This is a genomic window from Pseudarthrobacter ribosi, from assembly GCF_055412865.1.
Map to the genome: position 1 here is coordinate 233,606 of NZ_JBVAYZ010000007.1, position 18,863 is coordinate 252,468.

Genomic DNA, 18,863 nt, shown 5'->3' on the forward strand with positions numbered 1-18,863 from the left:
CTATGCATACTCTTGCTGTATAGTCGGTGCTATGACTATTTCTGTAGCCGTCTCCGGCGCAAGCGGTTATGCCGGCGGCGAGGTGCTGCGGCTCCTCGCCGGTCACCCCGACGTTACGATCGGCGCCATCACGGCCCACAGCAACGCCGGTTCCAGACTAGGGGAATTGCAGCCCCATCTCCACGGTCTGGCGAGCCGGATCCTGGAAGACACGACGGTGGCGAACCTGTCCGGACACGACGTCGTGTTCCTGGCCCTGCCGCACGGCGCCTCCGCGGAGATCGCGGCGCAGCTGCCGGCCGGAACGCTCGTCATCGACGCCGGCGCCGACCACCGGCTCTCCGATGCGGCCGCCTGGGAGAAGTTCTACGGCTCCCCGCACGCCGGAACCTGGCCCTACGGGCTGCCGGAGCTTCCCGGCCAGCGCGAGGCGCTCCGCGGCGCCAAACGGATCGCCGTGCCGGGCTGCTACCCGACGTCGGCCCTGCTGGCGCTCACCCCGGGCTTCAGCAACCACCTGCTGCAGCCGGACGACGTCGTCATCGTTTCCGCGTCCGGCACCTCCGGGGCCGGCAAGGCCGCCAAGGTCAACCTGATCGGCGCCGAGGTCATGGGCTCGATGAGCCCGTACGGCGTCGGCGGCGGACACCGGCACACCCCGGAGATCGAGCAGGGGCTTTCGGCGGCCCTGAACGCGCCGGTCACGGTGTCCTTCACCCCCACGCTGGCCCCCATGAGCCGGGGCATCCTCACCACCGCGACGGCGAAGATCCGGCCCGGCGTCACTGCTGAGGAACTCCGCCACGCCTGGAGCGAGGCCTACGACGACGAGCCGTTCGTCCACCTGCTCCCGGAAGGCCGCTGGCCCTCCACCAAGTCGGTGCAGGGATCCAACCATGCGGTGATGCAGCTGGCCCTCGACGGGCACACCGGCCGCGTCATCGTCACCTGTGCCATCGACAACCTGACCAAGGGGACCGCCGGCGGGGCCGTGCAGTCCATGAACATTGCCCTCGGCCTGGCGGAAACCGCCGGCCTCGATCTGCAGGGAGTCGCACCATGAGCATCACCGTCCCCCAGGGATTCCGCGCAGCCGGCGTCACGGCCGGCCTGAAGTCCTCCGGCAACCCGGACCTGGCCCTCGTCGTCAACGACGGCCCCGCCAAGGCCGCTGCCGCCGTGTTTACCTCCAACCGGGTGGCCGCCGCCCCCGTGCACTGGTCCCGCGAGGTCGTCAAGGACGGCCGCGTGGACGCCGTGATCCTGAACTCCGGCGGAGCCAATGCCTGCACCGGCCCGCAGGGTTTCCAGAACACGCACGCCACCGCCGAGAAGACCGCCGAGGCGCTCGGCGTCTCCGCCACCGACGTCTTCGTCTGCTCCACCGGCCTGATCGGCGAGCAGCTCCCGATGGACAAGATCCTCGCCGGTATCGGCGCCGCCACCGCAGCGCTGAGCACCGATGGCGGACCCGACGCCGCCACCGCGATCATGACCACGGACTCCGTGCCCAAACAGGCGCTCTTCCTCGGCGCCGATGCCGACGGCAAGGAATTCACCATCGGCGGGATGGCCAAGGGCGCCGGGATGCTCGCCCCCGGGCTCGCCACCATGCTGGTGGTCCTCACCACGGACGCCGACGTCCAGCCGGAGATGCTCGACGTCGTGCTCCGGGACACCACCCGGGTCACCTTTGACCGGGCGGACTCCGACGGCTGCATGTCCACCAACGACACCGTGGTGCTGCTGGCCTCCGCCGCCTCCGGCGCCGTGCCGTCCGCCGTCGACTTCGGCAGGGGCCTGACCCAGGTCTGCGCGGAACTGGCCCGCAAGCTGATCGGCGACGCCGAAGGCGCCAGCCACGACATCGCGATCCGCACGTTCAATGCCGCCAGCGAAAAGGACGCCGAAGTGGTCAGCCGAGCCGTCGCCCGCTCCAACCTCTTCAAAGCCGCGATCTTCGGCAAGGACCCCAACTGGGGCCGGGTGCTCTCCGCCGTCGGAACCACCGACGCCGCCTTCGAACCCGACCGGCTCAACGTGTCCATGAACGGCGTGCAGATCTGCCGCAACGGCAGCATCGGCGATGACCGCGGCCTCGTGGACCTGGAACCCCGCGAAGTCCGGGTCGACATCGACCTCCAGGCCGGCGAGGCCGAGGCCACGATCTGGACCAACGACCTCACCCACGAGTACGTCCACGAAAACAGCGCCTACTCCAGCTAGGCAGTTCCCGGAGGGACGAACAGCATGAACACCCAGACCCGCGAGACCACCTCCACGTCCGATGCCCAGAGCAAGGCCGGCACCCTGATCGAGGCACTGCCCTGGATCCAGCGCTTTGCCGGCACCACCATGGTGATCAAGTACGGCGGCAACGCCATGGTCAACGACGAGCTCCGCCGCGCGTTCGCCGAAGACGTCGTCTTCCTGCACCACGTCGGGATCCACCCGGTGGTGGTGCACGGCGGCGGCCCGCAGATCAACGCCATGCTTAGCCGGCTCGGCATCGAATCCGAGTTCAAGGGCGGGCTGCGGGTCACCACGCCGGAGGCCATGGACGTGGTCCGCATGGTCCTGACCGGCCAGGTCGGTCGCGAGCTCGTCGGCCTGATCAACTCCCACGGCCCCTACGCCGTCGGGATGTCCGGCGAGGACGGCGGCCTGCTCCGCGCGGTCCGGACCGGCACCATCATCGACGGCGAAGAGGTGGACCTGGGCCTGGTCGGCGAAGTGATCGGCGTGAACCCGGAGGGAATCCTGGACATCGTCGCGGCCGGGCGTATCCCGGTGATCTCCACGGTCGCGCCGGAAATCTTCGAGGACGGCAGCGGCGACCCCGGCGCCAAGCAGGCGCAGACCACCGGCCAGGTGCTGAACGTCAACGCGGACACCGCCGCCGCGGCCCTGGCCGAAGCTCTTGGCGCCTCGAAGCTGGTCATCCTCACCGACGTCGAGGGACTCTTCGCCAACTGGCCGGACCGCTCCTCGCTGATTTCCTCGCTCACCGCGTCGGAACTGCGCGAACTGCTGCCGCGCCTGGAGTCAGGGATGATCCCGAAAATGGAAGCCTGCCTCAAGGCCGTTGAGGGCGGCGTCGAACGCGCGCACATTGTCGACGGCAGGCTGCCGCACTCGATGCTCCTGGAAACCTTCACGACGGCGGGCATCGGCACCCAGGTCGTCCCTGACGAGGAGAACAAATGAACCCGACCGAAACAGCACCGACCACGGATCTCGAGCACTCCCCGGTCGGGGATGGGCCCACAGCGGCAGGGGCCCCGGTCCGAGCTAGCGAGGAGGGGGAGCTGCTGGGGATGGTCCACTCCCGCGCCACCGGCGCGCAGTGGCTGTCCCGCTACAACTCCTCGCTGCTGGGCGTCTTCGGCACCCCGCAGCGGGTCCTGGTCCGCGGCGCCGGCTGCCTGGTCTGGGACGCCGACGGCAAGGAATACCTGGACCTGCTCGGCGGGATCGCGGTCAACGCCCTGGGCCACGCGCATCCCTTTGTCACCTCGGTGATCTCCAGCCAGCTCGCCACCCTGGGCCACGTCTCCAATTTCTTCACGAGCCCCACCCAAATCGCGCTGGCCGAGAAGCTGCTGGAGATCACCAAGGCCCCGGCCGGGTCCAAGGTGTTTTTCGCCAACTCCGGCACCGAAGCCGTCGAGGCTGCCTTCAAGCTGGCGCGGCGCAACTCCGGCGCCGACAATACAGCGAAGCCGCGGACCCGGATCATCGCACTCGAGGGCGCCTTCCACGGCCGCACGATGGGCGCCCTGGCGCTGACCGCGAAGGAAGCCTACCGGGCGCCGTTCGCCCCGCTTCCCGGCGGCGTCGAACACATTCCCTTCGGCGACATCGACGCCCTCCGCGCCGCGGTGGACGACACCGTCGCCGCGGTCTTCCTCGAACCGATCCAGGGCGAGGCCGGAGTCCGCCCGCTGCCCGCCGGCTATCTGCGGGCGGCCCGGGAGGCCACCAGCGCCGCCGGTGCCCTGCTGATCCTGGACGAGGTCCAGACCGGCATCGGCCGCACCGGCAAGTGGCTCGCGAGCGAGGACGCCGGGATTGTGCCCGACGCCGTGACCCTCGCCAAGGGCCTCGGCGGCGGCTTCCCGATCGGCGCCCTCGTCACCTACGGCCCCGACACGTCCGCCCTGCTGACCGCCGGCCAGCACGGGACCACGTTCGGCGGCAACCCCGTCGCCACCGCCGCGGCGCTTGCCACCCTGCACGTGCTGGAAAACCAGCAGGTCCTGGGCCACGCCCGGGAGGTGGGGGAGCACTTGCGTGCCGGCCTCGCCGCGGTCGGCGGGGTAACCGAGGTCCGCGGCGAGGGGCTCCTGATCGGCTTCGATCTGGACGCCGACGTCGCCCCGGCCGTCGTGACCGCCGGTCTCGCGGCGGGCTTCATCGTCAACAGCCCCGGCCCGCACACCATCCGCCTCGCACCGCCGCTGATCCTCACCACCGAACAGGCCGACCGCTTCCTCGCGGCACTGCCCGCCCTCCTCCAGACCGCAAAGGACGCCCAGTGACCGCGACTGAAACTTCGAAGAGCCGGACCCGCCACTTCCTCAAGGACACGGACCTCACCCCGGCCGAGCAGGCCGAGGTCCTGGACCTCGCCGTCCGGATGAAGGCCGCCCCGTACAGCGTGCAGCCCTTCGCCGCGGAGGGCAGCGGACGCCAGACCGTCGCCGTGATCTTCGACAAGACCTCCACCCGGACACGGGTGTCCTTCGCCGCCGGCGTCGCCGACATGGGCGGCAACGCGCTGATCATCAACCCGGGCGAGGCGCAGATCGGCCACAAGGAATCGGTCGAGGACACCGCCAAGGTCCTGGAGCGCATGGTGTCCACCATCGTCTGGCGCACCGGCGCCCACTCCGGCCTCGTGGCCATGGCCGCAAATTCCCGGGTGCCGGTCATCAACGCCCTGTGCGACGACTACCACCCCTGCCAGCTCCTCGCGGACCTGCTCACCATCAAGGAACACAAGGGCGCACTGGCAGGCCTGACCATGAGCTACCTCGGCGACTGCGCCAACAACATGGCCAACTCCTACCTGCTGGCCGGCGTCACCGCCGGCATGCACGTCCGCATCGCCGGCCCGGAAGGCTACCTGCCGTCCCCGGCCATCATCGCCGCGGCCGAAGACCGTGCGGCGGAAACCGGCGGCTCGGTGCTCGTCACGGTGGACGCCGCCGAGGCGCTGCTCGGCGCCGACGTCGTCGCCACCGACACCTGGGTGTCGATGGGCCAGGAGGACGAGAAGGAAGCCCGGCTGCAGCTGTTCCGCGGCTATGCCGTGGACGAGGCAGCGATGAAGCTCGCGGCACCGGACGCCGTCGTGCTCCACTGCCTGCCCGCCTACCGCGGCTACGAGATCGCCGCGGCCGTCATCGACGGCCCGCAGGCCGTCGTCTGGGACGAGGCCGAGAACCGGCTGCACGCCCAGAAGGCACTGATGGCGTGGCTGATGCACCGCTCCGGCCTGGCTATTGTCGAGGGGCTGGCGCCGAATCGGACGCTGACACCGAAGGCGCTCGGATAGTGTCCGTCCAGCCCGCCTCGCCGGGGGCCAGCCCGGCCACCAAGACGGCCCGGCAGGCGCGGATCACCGCGATCCTCACCGGCGAGTCGGTCCGCTCGCAGGCCGAACTGGCGGCGCTGCTCGCGGACGACGGCGTCCAGGTCACCCAGGCCACGCTGTCCCGGGACCTCGTGGAGCTGGGCGCGGTGCGGGTGCGCGGCAAGGACGGCGTGCTCGTCTACGCGGTGCCGGGGGAGGGCGGGGAACGCGCGGCCAAGAGCGGCGTCACCCAGGAGATCCTCGACGCGCGGCTGGCCCGGCTCTGCGCGGAACTGCTGGTCACCGCCGAAGCGTCCGCGAACATCGTGGTGCTCCGGACGCCGCCGGGCGCGGCCAACTTCCTGGCCCTCGCGATCGACCACTCGGTGATGCCGTCCATCCTCGGCACCATCGCGGGCGACGACACGGTGGTGCTGGTCACCCGGGACCCGCTCGGCGGAGCCGACGTGGCCGCCCGCTTCCTGCAGCTCGCCGAGGAAGCCGGCGCCGGCTGACGGCAGCCGGCCTGAAGATTGGGCCTGCCACAGGGATGTGACAGGCTTTCAGTAGACAAGCTTTCCCCCCGACATTTTCCCCAAACAACTAAGGAGCATTTCAAGTGACTGAGCGTATTGTGCTGGCCTACTCCGGTGGCCTGGATACTTCCGTAGCCATCGGCTGGATCGGCGAAGCGACCGGCGCCGAGGTTATTGCCGTGGCGGTCGACGTAGGACAGGGCGGCGAGTCGCTGGAGACGATCCGCCAGCGCGCCCTGGGCTGCGGCGCCGTCGAGGCCTACGTCGCCGACGCGAGCGACGAGTTCGCCAACGAGTACTGCATGCCCGCGCTGAAGGCCAACGCCCTCTACCAGGGCCACTACCCGCTGGTCTCCGCGATCTCGCGCCCGGTGATCGTCAAGCACCTCGTCAAGGCCGCCCGCGAATTCGGCGCCACCACGGTGGCCCACGGCTGCACCGGCAAGGGCAACGACCAGGTCCGCTTCGAAGTCGGCATCCAGACCCTCGGGCCGGACCTGAAGTGCATCGCCCCGGTCCGCGACCTCGCCCTGACCCGCGACAAGGCCATCGCCTTCGCCGAGGAAAAGGGACTGCCGATCGAGACCACCAAAAAGAACCCGTACTCGATCGACCAGAACGTCTGGGGCCGCGCCGTCGAAACCGGCTACCTCGAGGACATCTGGAACGCCCCCACCAAGGACATCTACGACTACACCGCCACCCCGGAATTCCCGCCGGCACCCGATGAAGTCATCATCTCCTTCGAGGCCGGCATCCCGGTCGCGATCGACGGCGCCAGGGTCACCCCGCTGCAGGCCATCAAGGAACTCAACCGCCGCGCCGGTGCTCAGGGCGTCGGCCGGATCGACGTCGTCGAGGACCGCCTCGTCGGGATCAAGTCCCGTGAAATCTACGAGGCACCGGGAGCGATGGCGCTGATCACCGCGCACAAGCACCTCGAGGACATCACGGTCGAGCGCGAGCAGGCCCGCTTCAAGGCAACCGTCGGCCAGCGCTGGTCCGAGCTGGTCTACGACGGCCAGTGGTTCTCGCCGCTCAAGCGCTCCCTCGACGCTTTCATCGAGGACACCCAGCGCTACGTCACCGGCGACATCCGCATGACCCTGCACGGCGGCCAGGCGATCGTCAACGGACGCCGCTCCGGGACCTCGCTCTACGACTTCGACCTCGCCACCTACGACACCGGCGACACGTTCGACCAGTCAATGGCACGCGGCTTCATCGAGCTGTGGGGCATGTCCGCCAAGGTTGCCTCCAGCCGTGACCTCCGGGTCGCAGGGCAGTAGCCCCGTGGCTGAGTCGGAAACCACCAAGTCCGCAGCGACAAATACGGGTGCGCTGTGGGGCGGCCGGTTCGCCGGCGGCCCCGCGGACGCCCTCGCCGCGCTGAGCAAGTCCACGCACTTTGACTGGCGGCTGGCCCGCTACGACATCGCCGGGTCCAAGGCGCACGCCCGCGTGCTGCACAAAGCCGGCCTGCTCGACGACGCCGAGCTCGAGGGCATGCTGGACGCCCTGGGCCGGCTGGACGAGGACGTCGCCTCCGGCGCCTACCTGCCGGCGGAGTCCGATGAGGACGTGCACGGTTCGCTGGAACGCGGACTGATCGAGCGTGCCGGCACCCAGCTCGGCGGCAAGCTCCGCGCGGGCCGGTCCCGCAACGACCAGGTGGCCACGCTGGGGAGGATGTTCCTGCGCGACCACGCCCGGATCATCGCCCGCGGCGTGCTCGCCACGATCGATGCCCTCGTGGAGCAGGCCAGGGCGCACCAGGGCGTGGCCATGCCCGGCCGCACCCACCTGCAGCACGCCCAGCCGGTGCTGCTCAGCCACCACCTGCTGGCCCACGCCTGGGCGCTGCTGCGCGATGTGCAGCGGCTGGCGGACTGGGACAAGCGCGCCGGCGTCTCGCCCTACGGCTCGGGTGCCCTCGCGGGCTCCTCCCTGGGCCTGGACCCGGAGGCCGTGGCCGCGGACCTGGGCTTCTTCTCCGCCACGCACAACTCGATCGACGGCACCGCCTCCCGCGATGTCTTCGCCGAGTTCGCTTGGATCACGGCCATGATCGGCGTGGACCTCTCCCGCGTGTCGGAGGAAGTGATCCTGTGGGCCACCAAGGAGTTCTCCTTCGTCACCCTGCATGATTCCTACTCCACCGGCTCCTCGATCATGCCGCAGAAGAAGAACCCGGACGTGGCGGAACTGGCGCGCGGCAAGGCCGGCCGGCTGATCGGCAACCTGACCGGGCTGCTAGCGACCCTGAAGGGACTGCCGCTCGCGTACAACCGCGACCTGCAGGAGGACAAGGAACCGGTCTTCGACGCCGCCGACACGCTGGAGGTCCTGCTCCCGGCAGTCTCCGGCATGATCGCGACGCTGAAGTTCAACACCGAACGGATGGAGTCCCTGGCGCCGCAGGGCTTCGCGCTGGCCACGGACATCGCCGAATGGCTGGTCCGCCAGGGCGTTCCGTTCCGTGAGGCGCACGAGCTCTCCGGTGCCGCGGTCAAGCAGGCCGAAAGCCGCGGCGTCGAACTCTGGGACCTCACGGACGGGGAATACGCCGCCATCTCCGGGCACCTGACGCCGGAGGTCCGCACGGTCCTGTCCACCGAGGGTTCGCTGAACAGCCGGAACTCCCAGGGCGGCACCGCGCCGGCCGCCGTCGAACGCCAGCTGCTGGCCCTCGAGGGTGAGCTCGCCGGCGTCCGCGGGTACGCGGGGTAGCACCCAACACGCTCTCTCAGTTCCTGCATCATTTTGGTCAACGCTCTCTCACTTTCGCCAAGAAAGTGAGAGAGCGTTGCCGATATTCATGCAACAACTGAGGGAGCGTTGTGCGTTTACCGCCGAAGACTCCCCGTTATCATGGCGCCATGAGCGAAACGTTCCGCCTGCTGCTGCGCGCCCTGCCCGATTTCCCCGAACTGCTCCCGGACTTCGACCCCGGCACCGCCCCCGCGGACCCGGCGGAACTCTTCCGGCTCTGGCTCGAGGAGGCGCTGGCCGCCGGTGTCCCGCAGCCCAACGCCTGCAGCCTGGCCACAGCGGATGAGCTCGGGCGGCCGTCCTCCCGGATGCTGATCCTCAAGGACATCGACGCCGACGGCTGGCACTTCGCGACCTCCCGGGCATCCCGCAAGGGGCACGAACTCGCGGCCAACCCGCACGCCGCTCTGAACTTCTTCTGGCAGCAGCAGGGCCGGCAGGTCCGGGCGGCCGGCGGGGTGGTGGAGCTGTCGGCCGAGGCCTCGGCTGCGGACTGGCACGCCCGGCCCGGTGCGGACGGCAGCGACAACCCGGACTGGCAGCTGTACGCCCTCCGACCCCGGGAGATCGAGTTCTGGCAGGCCCGGCACGACCGCCGGCATCTCCGCCACCGCTACGGGCCGGAGTCTTTCAGTTAATCGGCATTTATCCAGGGTGTTGGCATGACCTTCGTACTAGGATGATCGCCATGACCACCATCACCCCGGAAAAACTCCTGGACGAACTCCGCCGCGCCGCCGGCGACGTGGCTGGAATCAACGCCACCTTCTCCGACGAGGACGTCAAGGCCCCCTCGGAACTGCCGGGCTGGACGCGGGGCCACGTGCTGGCCCACATCTGCGGGATCGCCAATGCGATGGCCCGCCAGCTGGAATACGCCGCCCGGGGCGAGAGCATCGAGCTCTATGACGGCGGCTACGAGGGCCGGACCCGCGCCATCGAGATGGCTGCCGGTCACACGATCGCGGAACACCGGGCCGATGTGGACGCCGCCCTGGACCGGGCGCTGCAGGCCTTTGGCGCACTGGACGCCGCCGGCTGGCAGGCGCCCATCAGCTACCGCGGAGGCGTCGTATTCGACGGCGGACTGGCGCTCTGGCGCGAGCTCGTCATCCACGCCACCGACCTCGGCACGGGCCGCGGCCCGGAAACCTGGAGCCGGTCGTTCTGCGAGCACCTCTTCGATTTCCTCGCCGCGCGGGTGCCGGAAGGACAGCGGTTCGTGCTCCAGCCGCTTGGCCTGCCGGCAGTGTCGATCGGGGCCCCCGGCGGCCCGTCGACCGCCATCAACGGAATGCTCACCGATATCGCGGCCTGGCTCGCGGGACGCACCCCGACCCTTGGCAGCCTGCGCGCCACCGCGGCAGCCGACGGCGTGGACCTCCCGGCGCTGCTGCCCTGGCCGGCCGGGGTGCCCGTCACCCCGTAGGTCCCTCGCCGCGACTCGCGCCGAGGTGACATTACGCGCCCATGATCCGCCGCAACATGGGCGCGAGGTCTCACCTCGGCGGCGGGCGGACGGGACTCGCGCTGAGGTGACGTTTCGCGCCCATGATCCGCTGCAACATGGGCGGGAGGTCTCACCTCGGCGGCGGGCGGACGGCGCTATGCCATGTCGGCGGCCTGCCGGCGTTCCCGGTCAAGCAGGCTTTCCTTGATGGCCAGCCCCCAGCGGAAGCCGCCCAGGCTGCCGTCGGTGCGAATCACCCGGTGGCAGGGGACAAACAGCGCTGCCGCGTTGAAGGCGCAGGCACTGGCCGCGGCGCGCACGGCTTTGACGTTGCCGGACAGCTCCGCGTACTCGGTGTAGGTCACAGGGTGTCCCGGCGCGACCGTCCGGAGCACATCCCACGCGTGGCCCCGGAACGGACCGGACTTCTGCTGCACCGGCACCGCCATGGCGGGTCCGGGGTTCCCGGCATAAAAATCCTCCACGGCCGCCGAGATGCTGCCGAGCCCGGTGACGGTCTCGTAGTCCGCGGGGAGCAGCTCCGGATGGATCTGGCCGGTCAGCTCGCCGGGAACGGCAGTCCACCCCGAGGCCAGCACGGTCCCGTCCCGGGCGATGATGGTGAACGGGCCGTCCGGGGTGGACATGGTCAACAACTGGGCTTTCATGGGATCGCTTTCCTTGGAGTCTGCGGTGGGGCCTGCGCTGAAGTGTGCGTTGGAGCCTGTGGTGGTGGCTGAGTCTGCGCCGGGGACGGCTTGCGCGCCGCGGCCTGGGCCGCCGCTGCAGCGCGCCAGAGGTGCATCGTGGCGTAGGAGCGCCAGGGGCTGAGCTCCCGGAAGTCAGGACTCAGGGGTCCTTCGGGAGCTGCCGCGCCGTCCGTCTCCCGGGCGAGTGAGCGGATGCCATTGCGCACCGCGGCGTCGTTGGCCAGGAAGACGTTCGGGGCGCCGATCACGCGCATCGCCACGTAACCAACCGTCCACGGCCCCACACCGGCGAGGGGCAGCAGTTTGGATTCCAGCCCGGGCAGGTCGTCGCCGTAGCCGAAGTCGAGCCCGCCCGAGGCCATCGCCGCCGTGGCTGCGCGGACCGAATCGATGCGGCGCTGCGGTCCGCGGAGCAGCTCGAAACCGTGCCCGGCAATCTGCTCCGCGGTCGGGAACAGCCGGTGCAGGCCGTCCGCCGGCACCTGGCTCTCGCTGCCGGCCGCGGACAGTTGGGTGAGGGCGGTACGGGCCGCGGCGACGGTGATCTGCTGGCCGATCATGGCCCGGACCAGCAGCTCCTGCGGGTCTAGTGCGCCCGGCATCCGCATCCCGGCGGTCGCGGCGACGCTGGCTGAGAGCCGCGGATCGGACCCCAGCGCACTGTCGATGGCGACCGGGTCGGCATCGAGGTCCAGCAGCCGGCGGACCCTGCTGAGCAGGGGCGGCAGGTCCCGCAGGTCGACGGCGCCGATGGTCAGCACGAGCGGGCGGCCCGGGGACCCGGCGTCGTAGTCCACCCGGAAGCGGGCGTCGCCGTGGGCCAGGCGCAGGGTCCGGGAGTAGGACGTGGACGAGCCTTCCTCGATGCTGGGGATGGCCCGGACCGCGAGGAAGTCGAAGACGCCCGGGTCGAACGGCTCGCGGTACGGCAGGTTCAGCGTCAGGGCCGTCGTCGACTGGGCGGCCGGGCCCGACGGACGGTGGTGCCGGGCCGTGGCCCGCAGCGCCGAGGGTGTCATGGCGAAGACCTCGCCGATGGTTTCGTTGAACTGGCGCACGCTGCTGAAGCCGGCGGCGAAGGCAATGTCGGCGACTTTCATCGTCGTGGAGACGAGCAGGGTGCGGGCGGTCTGGGCCCGGCCGGCCCGGGCCAGCGACAGCGGTCCCGCGCCGAGTTCGTGGCTCAGGATCCGGTTGAGCTGCCGCGAGGAGTAGCCCAGCCGGGCGGCCAGCCCCTCCACGCCGTCGCGGTTGATCACACCGTCGTTGATGAGCCGCATTGCGCGTCCGGCGATGTCGGAGCGCACGTTCCAGGCCGGCGTGCCGGGGACGGCTTCGGGCAGGCAGCGCTTGCAGGCCCGGTACCCGGCGTCGTGCGCGGCGGCGGACGTTTCGTAGAAGGTGACATTCCCGGCCTTGGGGGTCCGGGCCGGGCAGGAGGGCCGGCAATAGATGCCCGTGGTGCGGACAGCGGTGTAGAACTGCCCGTCGAACCGGGTGTCCCGGGCGTCGATTGCCCGGTAGCGCTGCCAGAAGTCCATGGGTTCATCCTGCCAGCTTCCCGGAACCGCTGCTAGCGGAAATCGGACACGGCTGTGGAAGGGGAAGGGTGCCGTTTGTTAAAGTCGGAGCATGACGTTGACGCCTCCACTCCGTGCGCCGGGCCCTGGACTCCCTGCCGGTGGGCCGCCCGCGGACGAACTGCGGGAGCTCCTGTCCCTGGACGCCCGGCAGGTGGCGCCCCTGCTGCTCGGCGCGGTGCTGACGCATGAGGGGAGCGGCGGCCCGGTGTCCGTGCGGATCACGGAGGTGGAAGCCTATCTGGGCCCGCATGACTCGCCGCACCCGGACCCCGGCTCGCACACTTTCCGCGGCGCGACCGCGCGCAACGCCCCGATGTTCGGCCCGGCGGGCCACATGTACGTCTACTTCACCTACGGCCTGCACCACTGCGCCAACATCGTGTGCGGGCCGGCCGGCGTGGCCTCCGCCGTGCTGCTGCGGGCCGGCGAGATTGTGGCCGGCGAGCAGCTCGCCCTCAGCCGGCGGCCGGCGTCGAAATCCCCCAAGGACCTGGCGAGCGGCCCGGCCCGGCTCGCCACGTCACTCGGAATCACGACGGCGGACAGCGGCAGGGACGCCCTCCAGGCCCCGTTCGGACTGGAACTCCCCGCCCGGCAGGCGGTGGACGTCAGCGCCGGGCCGCGCGTCGGCGTCTCCGGTGCCGGAGGCACGCACGACTACCCCTGGCGCTTCTGGCTGAGCGGTGACCCGACCGTCTCCCGCTACAAGGCGGCGAAGGTGCGGACGGCCTAGCCGGGCGGCTGCGGTGGTTGTGGTGGTTCTGGGGGTTTCCTGGAACCGGTGGCGGGGGAGGAGAGCATCGGATGGGCGAGGGCAGGCGGGGGAAGCCACACAGCGAGCTCGAACGGCTCGAGATCTTTGCGCAGCTGGCCGCCGACTATTTCCGGATGGTCGAGCTGTTCAGGCCAGCTGAAGCGGCGGCGCCGGCGGATTCCCCCGAGGAGGAACGCCGGCAGTGGGTGGAGCTCTTCCGGGCGGCCCTGCTGCGGAAGTTCATCGTGCGGGACGAACACGTGTCCCTCAAGCTGGTGGTGAGGGCGCTCCGCCTGTGCAACCATGCGGCAGACCCCAGGCTCGCGGACGGGACGGAGGCGGTGGCTGGGCTCTTCACCGCGGAGATGCTCCAGGGCCGGCAGCATGTGCTGCCCGGACCAGCCCCGGATGACGGTCGTGAGGCTTTCGAGGACGTTCTCTACGGACGGCTCCTGCACGGCGACGCTGACCGGTTCCGCCGTTCCGAATGGGCGACGGACCACGACCGTCTGGATGCAGCGGCGGCCCGGCGGTTCGACGCGGAGCATGCGCTCAGCAAAGCGCTCGAAGTCGTCAGCTTCGGACTCGCGCACGAGCTCCTGCGGTCACCGGCCACACCGGCCAGCGGTGCGGGTCCGGCCAGCGGTGCGGGTCCGGCCAGCGGTGCGGGTCCGGCGAGTAAGGTTGACGGGTGAATCAAAGCGAGCACCACCAGAGCACGATGAACCGGAATGAGACCACCGCGCCGGTGGATGAGCTGATCAGCAGCCTGTGCGCCACGATCCCCGACTACCCCAAGCCCGGGATCGTCTTCAAGGACCTGACCCCGGTCTTCGCCGACGGCGCCGCACTGAAGGCTGTCGTGGACGCCCTGGTTGGGCCGTTCGAGGGCCAGTTCGACGCCGTCGCCGGGGTGGAGGCCCGCGGCTTCCTGCTGGCTGCCGCGGCCGCGTACGCCACCGGGACCGGCGTCATCACCGTCCGCAAGGCCGGCAAGCTGCCGCGGGAGGTCGTCTCCGAGGACTATGCGCTCGAATACGGCAAAGCCACCCTGGAACTGCACACCACTGACCTCGCTCCCGGCAGCCGCGTCCTGATCCTCGACGACGTCCTCGCCACGGGCGGCACGCTCGGCGCCGCCGTGCGGCTGTTCGAACGCTGCGGCGTCGATGTGGCCGGCGTCGGCGTGGTCATGGAACTTGGCGAACTCGGCGGGCGCTCGGCCCTGGCCGGCCAGCGGGTCAGCTCCCTGCTGCGCCTGTAGCCCCAGTCCCGGCGGCGCGGGCCGCGGGCCAACGACCGCCGGGAGGAGTGGACGGTTCCGCACACCTCGGTAAAATGCCGGCACAAAACAGACATGTGCCGGTAGGGAGACCGAAATGGTTGTAGAATGGTTGGTCTGTCTTTTTCGATAGGGGAACGTTCGATGCACGACGCTGATTTGGCCCATGAACGCGACTACGTGGCCGGACTTTACGCCCGGCTGGATGAGCTGCGGGCGGAAAAGCGCGCCCAGCTGGCGCAGGTACGGCGCGCCGGTGCGGTGGGCACCATGCAGAACGTCTCGGAGCGGGACGCGTTCGCCGCACTCTACGAGGACCGCCTGGCGCAGCTCGACGCCGTCGACGACCGGCTCGTGTTCGGCCGCCTCGACCTCGACTCCGGGGAGGCCCAGTACATCGGCCGTATCGGCCTGACCACTGACGACCTCCAGCGCCTCATGCTGGACTGGCGCGCGCCCGAGGCCGGGCACTTCTACCAGGCCACCGCGTTCGACCGGCAGGGTGTGCGCCGCCGCCGCCACCTGATCCTGCAGGGCCGCGAGGTCAAGGCGATTGAGGATGATGTCCTCGACGCCGACCTGCTGGCCGACAACGAGTCCCTCCAGGGCGAGGGCGCCCTGCTGGCGGCCCTGAATTCCAAGCGGACCGGACGGATGTCGGACATCGTCGGGACCATCCAGTCCGAGCAGGACCGGATCATCCGTTCGTCGATTTCTGGTGCCCTCGTGGTCCAGGGCGGTCCCGGCACGGGCAAGACCGCTGTGGCGCTGCACCGCGCCGCCTACCTGCTTTACACCCACCGTGACCGGCTCAAGACTGCCGGCGTCCTGCTGGTGGGCCCGTCGTCGTCGTTCATGAAATACATCGAGCGCGTCCTGCCGTCGCTCGGCGAAACCGGCGTCGTGATGGCGAGTGTAGGGCGCCTGATGCCCGGCATCCACGCGGTCGCCGAACCCGATTCCGCGGTCGCGGCGATCAAGGGCCGGCTCGACATGGCCGAGGTCGTGGCGAACGCCGTGGCCAACCGGCAGCGCATCCCGGCGGAGAACCGCGTCCTCGAAGTCGACGGGCGCAAACTTCTGCTCACTCCCCGGCAGGTCCGCCGCGCCAGGGACAGGGCCCGCTCGACCGGCAAGCCGCACAACGAGGCCCGTGTCTCGTTCGTCAAGACTTTGTTGCGCGAACTGACCGAGCAGATGACGGAACTTGTGGAGGCCGGCAGCATCGGCAACAACGCCGACCGTTCCTACCTGGCCGAGGACGTCCGCTCCGCGCGGGACGTCCGCATCGCCCTGAACCTGTGCTGGATGCCGATGACGCCGGAGAAGCTCATCGGAGAACTGCTCAGCAGGCCGGCGATCCTGGCAGCCTGCACGCCCCACCTCACCCCGGCCGAGCGTGAACTGTTGCTCCGGCCCGCCGACGCCCCGTGGACCGAGGCGGACGTGCCGCTGCTGGACGAGGCCGCCGAACTCCTCGGCGAACTCGACGCGGCCGCGGGCCGGGGACTCGCCCAGCAGGAACACGACCGTGCCCGAGACCTGGCCAATGCCAAGCAGACTCTGGTCAACATGGAAACAGCCGGCGTGGACGTCCTGATCTCCGCGGAGGAGCTCGTCGACCAGAACCAGGAACGCGAAGCCCGGCTGACCGCCGCCGAGCGCGCCACGACGGACCGCAGCTGGGCATTCGGGCACATTGTGGTGGACGAGGCACAGGAGCTCTCGCCGATGCAGTGGCGCCTGCTGGTCCGCCGCTGCCCGCTGAAGTCCTTCACCATTGTGGGCGATATTGCCCAGACGAGTTCCGTCGCCGGCGCCAATTCCTGGCACAGCGCCCTCGCGCCCATGTTCGGCGACCGCTGGCAGCTCGAGGAACTTACGGTCAACTACCGCACGCCCTCGCAGATCGCGGAAGCGGCGGCCCGGATGGCCAACGCGGCGGGGCTTGTGGTGTCCGCACCGAAGGCGGTCCGCGAGGGCCGCTGGGCGCCGGTGATCGACCGCGTCGAGCGCGGCGGGATCGTCAGCAAGCTCGTGGAGGTCCTGCCGGAGGAGCTGGGCGCGCTCGAGGGCGGCCTGCTGGCCGTCATTGCCGACGGCGAGCTCCTTCCGGAGGCGACCGCCGCGCTGCGCGCCGTCTATGGACGCCGCGTCGGCACGGATGCCGGCAGCTACGTGCAGGACATCGTGGTGATCAGCCCCCGCGAGGCCAAGGGGCTGGAGTTCGACGGCGTCGTGGTGCTGGAGCCGTCAGCCATGCTCAACCATGAGCACGGCCGGGTCGGCGACCTGTATGTCGCCATGACCCGGCCCACCCAGCGGCTGCGGCTTATCGCCTCCGCTGGGGTTCCGGCCGGCATCGAGGACTGAGACCCGCCGCCGGGCGCCCGGCGGTCACTGGGCGCTGACCGTGCCCGGATCCTGCTAACTTAGATTCCGTGTCCCAGCTAAATGATCTACGTTCCCAGCAGAATGACCCCAGCTTCGCCAATGTGTGGCAGGAGCTGAAATGGCGCGGCCTGGTCCACGTCTCGACGGATGAGGCGGAGCTGGAGAAGCTCCTCGCCGGCGATCCCGCAACCTACTACTGCGGCTTCGATCCCACCGCGCCGAGCCTGCACCTGGGCAACCTGGTCCAGCTGCTGCTGATGCGCCGGATCCAGCTGGCCGGCCACAAGCCCCTCGGGCTGGTCGGCGGCTCCACCGGCCTGATTGGAGATCCTCGGCAGACCGCCGAACGCGTGCTCAACACCCCCGAGACGGTCGCCGAATGGGTCGGGAAACTGCAGGAGCAGGTCCAGCGTTTCCTCAGCTTTGAGGGTGACAACGCGGCCCGAATGGTCAACAACCTGGACTGGACCGCTCCGCTGAGCGCCATCGACTTCCTTCGCGGGATCGGCAAACACTTCCGGGTCGGCACCATGATCAAAAAGGACATTGTTGCCAACCGGCTGAATTCCGACGAGGGGATCAGCTACACGGAGTTCAGCTACCAGATCCTGCAGGGTATGGACTACCTGCAGCTCTTCCGCGACTACGGCTGTGTCCTGCAGACCGGCGGTTCGGACCAGTGGGGCAATCTCACGAGCGGCACCGATCTCATCCGCAAGGTCGAGGGCAAGCACGTCCACGCGCTGGGTACCCCCCTCATCACGAACTCCGACGGCTCGAAGTTCGGCAAGAGCGAGGGCAACGCCATCTGGCTTGATCCGGAGATGTGCAGCCCGTACGCCTTCTACCAGTTCTGGCTCAACACGGCGGACAGCGACGTGGCGGCACGCCTGAAGGTGTTTACTTTCCTGAGCCGTGCCGAGATCGAAACCCTGGAAACCGCGGTTGCCGAACGGCCCTTCGCCCGCGAAGGACAGCGCAAGCTCGCCTACGAGGTGACCTCCCTCGTCCACGGTGTGGACGCCACGGAGAAGGTCATCGCCGCCTCCGCCGCCCTGTTCGGCAACGGTGACCTCAGCGTCCTGGACGAGGCCACGCTCAAGGCGGCCACATCCGAACTCCCGTCAGCCACCGTCGATGCCGACAGCCTGGGCATTATCGACCTGCTCGTCGCCACGGGCCTGTCGGAGAGCAAGTCGGCCGCCCGCCGCACCGTGGGGGAGGGCGGGGCGTACGTCAACAACGCCAAGGTCGCGGATCCGGACGCCGTGATCGAGCCCGGGCAGCTGCTGCACGGTCGCTACCTGCTGCTGCGCCGGGGCAAGAAGAACCTCGCCACCGTGGAAGTTTCCGCGGCCTAGAACGGCGCCACACGCCACCTGCGCCCTCCAGCCCGACCCAGTTGCAAGGTCGGGCAGGAGGGTGTATTGTTTTCTGAGTCGCCACCGCAGAGTGGTGACCAACCCCAACAAAAATAGAGAAGCAATTCTTCTAGCGCTTTCGGCTCCCCTGGAGCACGCGGCGCAGGAATGAAAAATTGCTTCACCTTTTGCTGGGAGCAATTGTTCCACCGGGTGGAATTTGGATGAAAATCTGGATTTGCAAAGTGGATATGAATGAAATAAGCTTCAAATATCGCAGCGAAGAAAAAGCGAAAAAAAGAATTCAATTTTATTGAATTGTTCCGAATAGTACTTCGAATGTGTCTGTTGTTTGAGAACTCAATAGTGTGCCAAGTTTGTTGATACCAATTTATTGTATTGAATTGGTTGAATTGACCGGATCCGCCACCCCGTGGTGTGGT

Annotated in this window: 18 protein-coding genes; 15 read left to right on the forward strand and 3 right to left on the reverse strand. The window is 69.2% G+C overall.

Going from position 1 to position 18,863, the window contains the following annotated elements:
- Positions 1–31 precede the first annotated feature (31 nt).
- The 10 genes from argC (at position 32) to ACZYZ5_RS10195 (ending at position 10,315) form a co-directional block, all read left to right on the forward strand.
- The gene (gene argC, locus ACZYZ5_RS10150; protein WP_463901445.1) at positions 32–1,063 is read left to right on the forward strand and encodes an N-acetyl-gamma-glutamyl-phosphate reductase; all 1,032 of its coding nucleotides are present in this window, start codon (positions 32–34) and stop codon (positions 1,061–1,063) included.
- The gene (gene argJ / locus ACZYZ5_RS10155) at positions 1,060–2,226 is read left to right on the forward strand and encodes a bifunctional glutamate N-acetyltransferase/amino-acid acetyltransferase ArgJ (RefSeq protein ID WP_463901447.1); all 1,167 of its coding nucleotides are present in this window, start codon (positions 1,060–1,062) and stop codon (positions 2,224–2,226) included. The genes argC and argJ overlap by 4 nt, the downstream gene beginning before the upstream one ends.
- 24 nt (positions 2,227–2,250) lie before the next feature.
- Positions 2,251–3,207, forward strand: coding sequence for an acetylglutamate kinase (gene argB / locus ACZYZ5_RS10160; RefSeq protein WP_463901448.1), 957 nt, complete (start codon positions 2,251–2,253; stop codon positions 3,205–3,207).
- Positions 3,208–3,317: 110 nt separating this feature from the next.
- On the forward strand, positions 3,318–4,541 hold the full coding sequence (locus ACZYZ5_RS10165; protein ID WP_463901493.1) for an acetylornithine transaminase: 1,224 nt from the start codon (positions 3,318–3,320) through the stop codon (positions 4,539–4,541).
- Positions 4,538–5,560 carry an ornithine carbamoyltransferase gene (argF, locus tag ACZYZ5_RS10170; RefSeq protein WP_463901450.1) on the forward strand — a complete coding sequence of 341 codons (1,023 nt, stop codon included), beginning with the start codon at positions 4,538–4,540 and terminating at the stop codon, positions 5,558–5,560. Before ACZYZ5_RS10165 ends, argF begins: the two co-directional genes overlap by 4 nt.
- Entirely contained in the window at positions 5,560–6,093 is a 534-nt protein-coding gene (locus tag ACZYZ5_RS10175) for an arginine repressor (RefSeq protein ID WP_463901452.1), read from the forward strand. The genes argF and ACZYZ5_RS10175 overlap by 1 nt, the downstream gene beginning before the upstream one ends.
- Before the next feature lie 104 nt (positions 6,094–6,197).
- The gene (locus ACZYZ5_RS10180) at positions 6,198–7,403 is read left to right on the forward strand and encodes an argininosuccinate synthase (RefSeq protein WP_463901454.1); all 1,206 of its coding nucleotides are present in this window, start codon (positions 6,198–6,200) and stop codon (positions 7,401–7,403) included.
- A gap of 4 nt (positions 7,404–7,407) precedes the next feature.
- Entirely contained in the window at positions 7,408–8,844 is a 1,437-nt protein-coding gene (gene argH / locus ACZYZ5_RS10185) for an argininosuccinate lyase (RefSeq protein WP_463901455.1), read from the forward strand.
- Positions 8,845–8,993: 149 nt separating this feature from the next.
- Positions 8,994–9,524, forward strand: a complete 531-nt coding sequence (locus ACZYZ5_RS10190; protein WP_463901457.1) for a pyridoxine/pyridoxamine 5'-phosphate oxidase — start codon at positions 8,994–8,996, stop codon at positions 9,522–9,524.
- 50 nt (positions 9,525–9,574) lie between these two features.
- Entirely contained in the window at positions 9,575–10,315 is a 741-nt protein-coding gene (locus tag ACZYZ5_RS10195) for a maleylpyruvate isomerase family mycothiol-dependent enzyme (RefSeq protein WP_463901459.1), read from the forward strand.
- 176 nt (positions 10,316–10,491) lie between these two features.
- Here the strand turns inward: ACZYZ5_RS10195 and ACZYZ5_RS10200 are convergent, their stop codons facing one another.
- A complete protein-coding gene (locus tag ACZYZ5_RS10200; protein ID WP_463901461.1) occupies positions 10,492–11,004 on the reverse strand; it encodes a methylated-DNA--[protein]-cysteine S-methyltransferase in 513 nt (170 codons plus the stop codon).
- Entirely contained in the window at positions 11,001–12,587 is a 1,587-nt protein-coding gene (locus tag ACZYZ5_RS10205; RefSeq protein ID WP_463901462.1) for an AlkA N-terminal domain-containing protein, read from the reverse strand. Before ACZYZ5_RS10205 ends, ACZYZ5_RS10200 begins: the two co-directional genes overlap by 4 nt.
- 91 nt (positions 12,588–12,678) lie before the next feature.
- Between ACZYZ5_RS10205 and ACZYZ5_RS10210 the strand changes: the two genes are divergently transcribed.
- The 5 genes from ACZYZ5_RS10210 (at position 12,679) to tyrS (ending at position 18,420) form a co-directional block, all read left to right on the forward strand.
- A complete protein-coding gene (locus ACZYZ5_RS10210; protein WP_463901464.1) occupies positions 12,679–13,362 on the forward strand; it encodes a DNA-3-methyladenine glycosylase in 684 nt (227 codons plus the stop codon).
- A gap of 71 nt (positions 13,363–13,433) precedes the next feature.
- Positions 13,434–14,078 (forward strand): hypothetical protein, encoded by a 645-nt coding sequence (locus tag ACZYZ5_RS10215; RefSeq protein ID WP_463901466.1) that lies wholly within the window; start codon positions 13,434–13,436, stop codon positions 14,076–14,078.
- 26 nt (positions 14,079–14,104) lie between these two features.
- On the forward strand, positions 14,105–14,647 hold the full coding sequence (locus tag ACZYZ5_RS10220; protein ID WP_463901495.1) for an adenine phosphoribosyltransferase: 543 nt from the start codon (positions 14,105–14,107) through the stop codon (positions 14,645–14,647).
- A gap of 162 nt (positions 14,648–14,809) precedes the next feature.
- Positions 14,810–17,038: a HelD family protein gene (locus ACZYZ5_RS10225; RefSeq protein WP_463901468.1), complete on the forward strand. Its 2,229-nt coding sequence runs from the start codon at positions 14,810–14,812 to the stop codon at positions 17,036–17,038.
- A gap of 68 nt (positions 17,039–17,106) precedes the next feature.
- Entirely contained in the window at positions 17,107–18,420 is a 1,314-nt protein-coding gene (tyrS, locus tag ACZYZ5_RS10230) for a tyrosine--tRNA ligase (protein WP_463901469.1), read from the forward strand.
- Here tyrS and ACZYZ5_RS10235 read toward each other — a convergent pair.
- Positions 18,417–18,863: hypothetical protein (locus tag ACZYZ5_RS10235; RefSeq protein ID WP_463901471.1), on the reverse strand; the 447-nt coding region annotated here is incomplete at its 5' end. The two genes, tyrS and ACZYZ5_RS10235, sit on opposite strands and share 4 nt — an antisense overlap.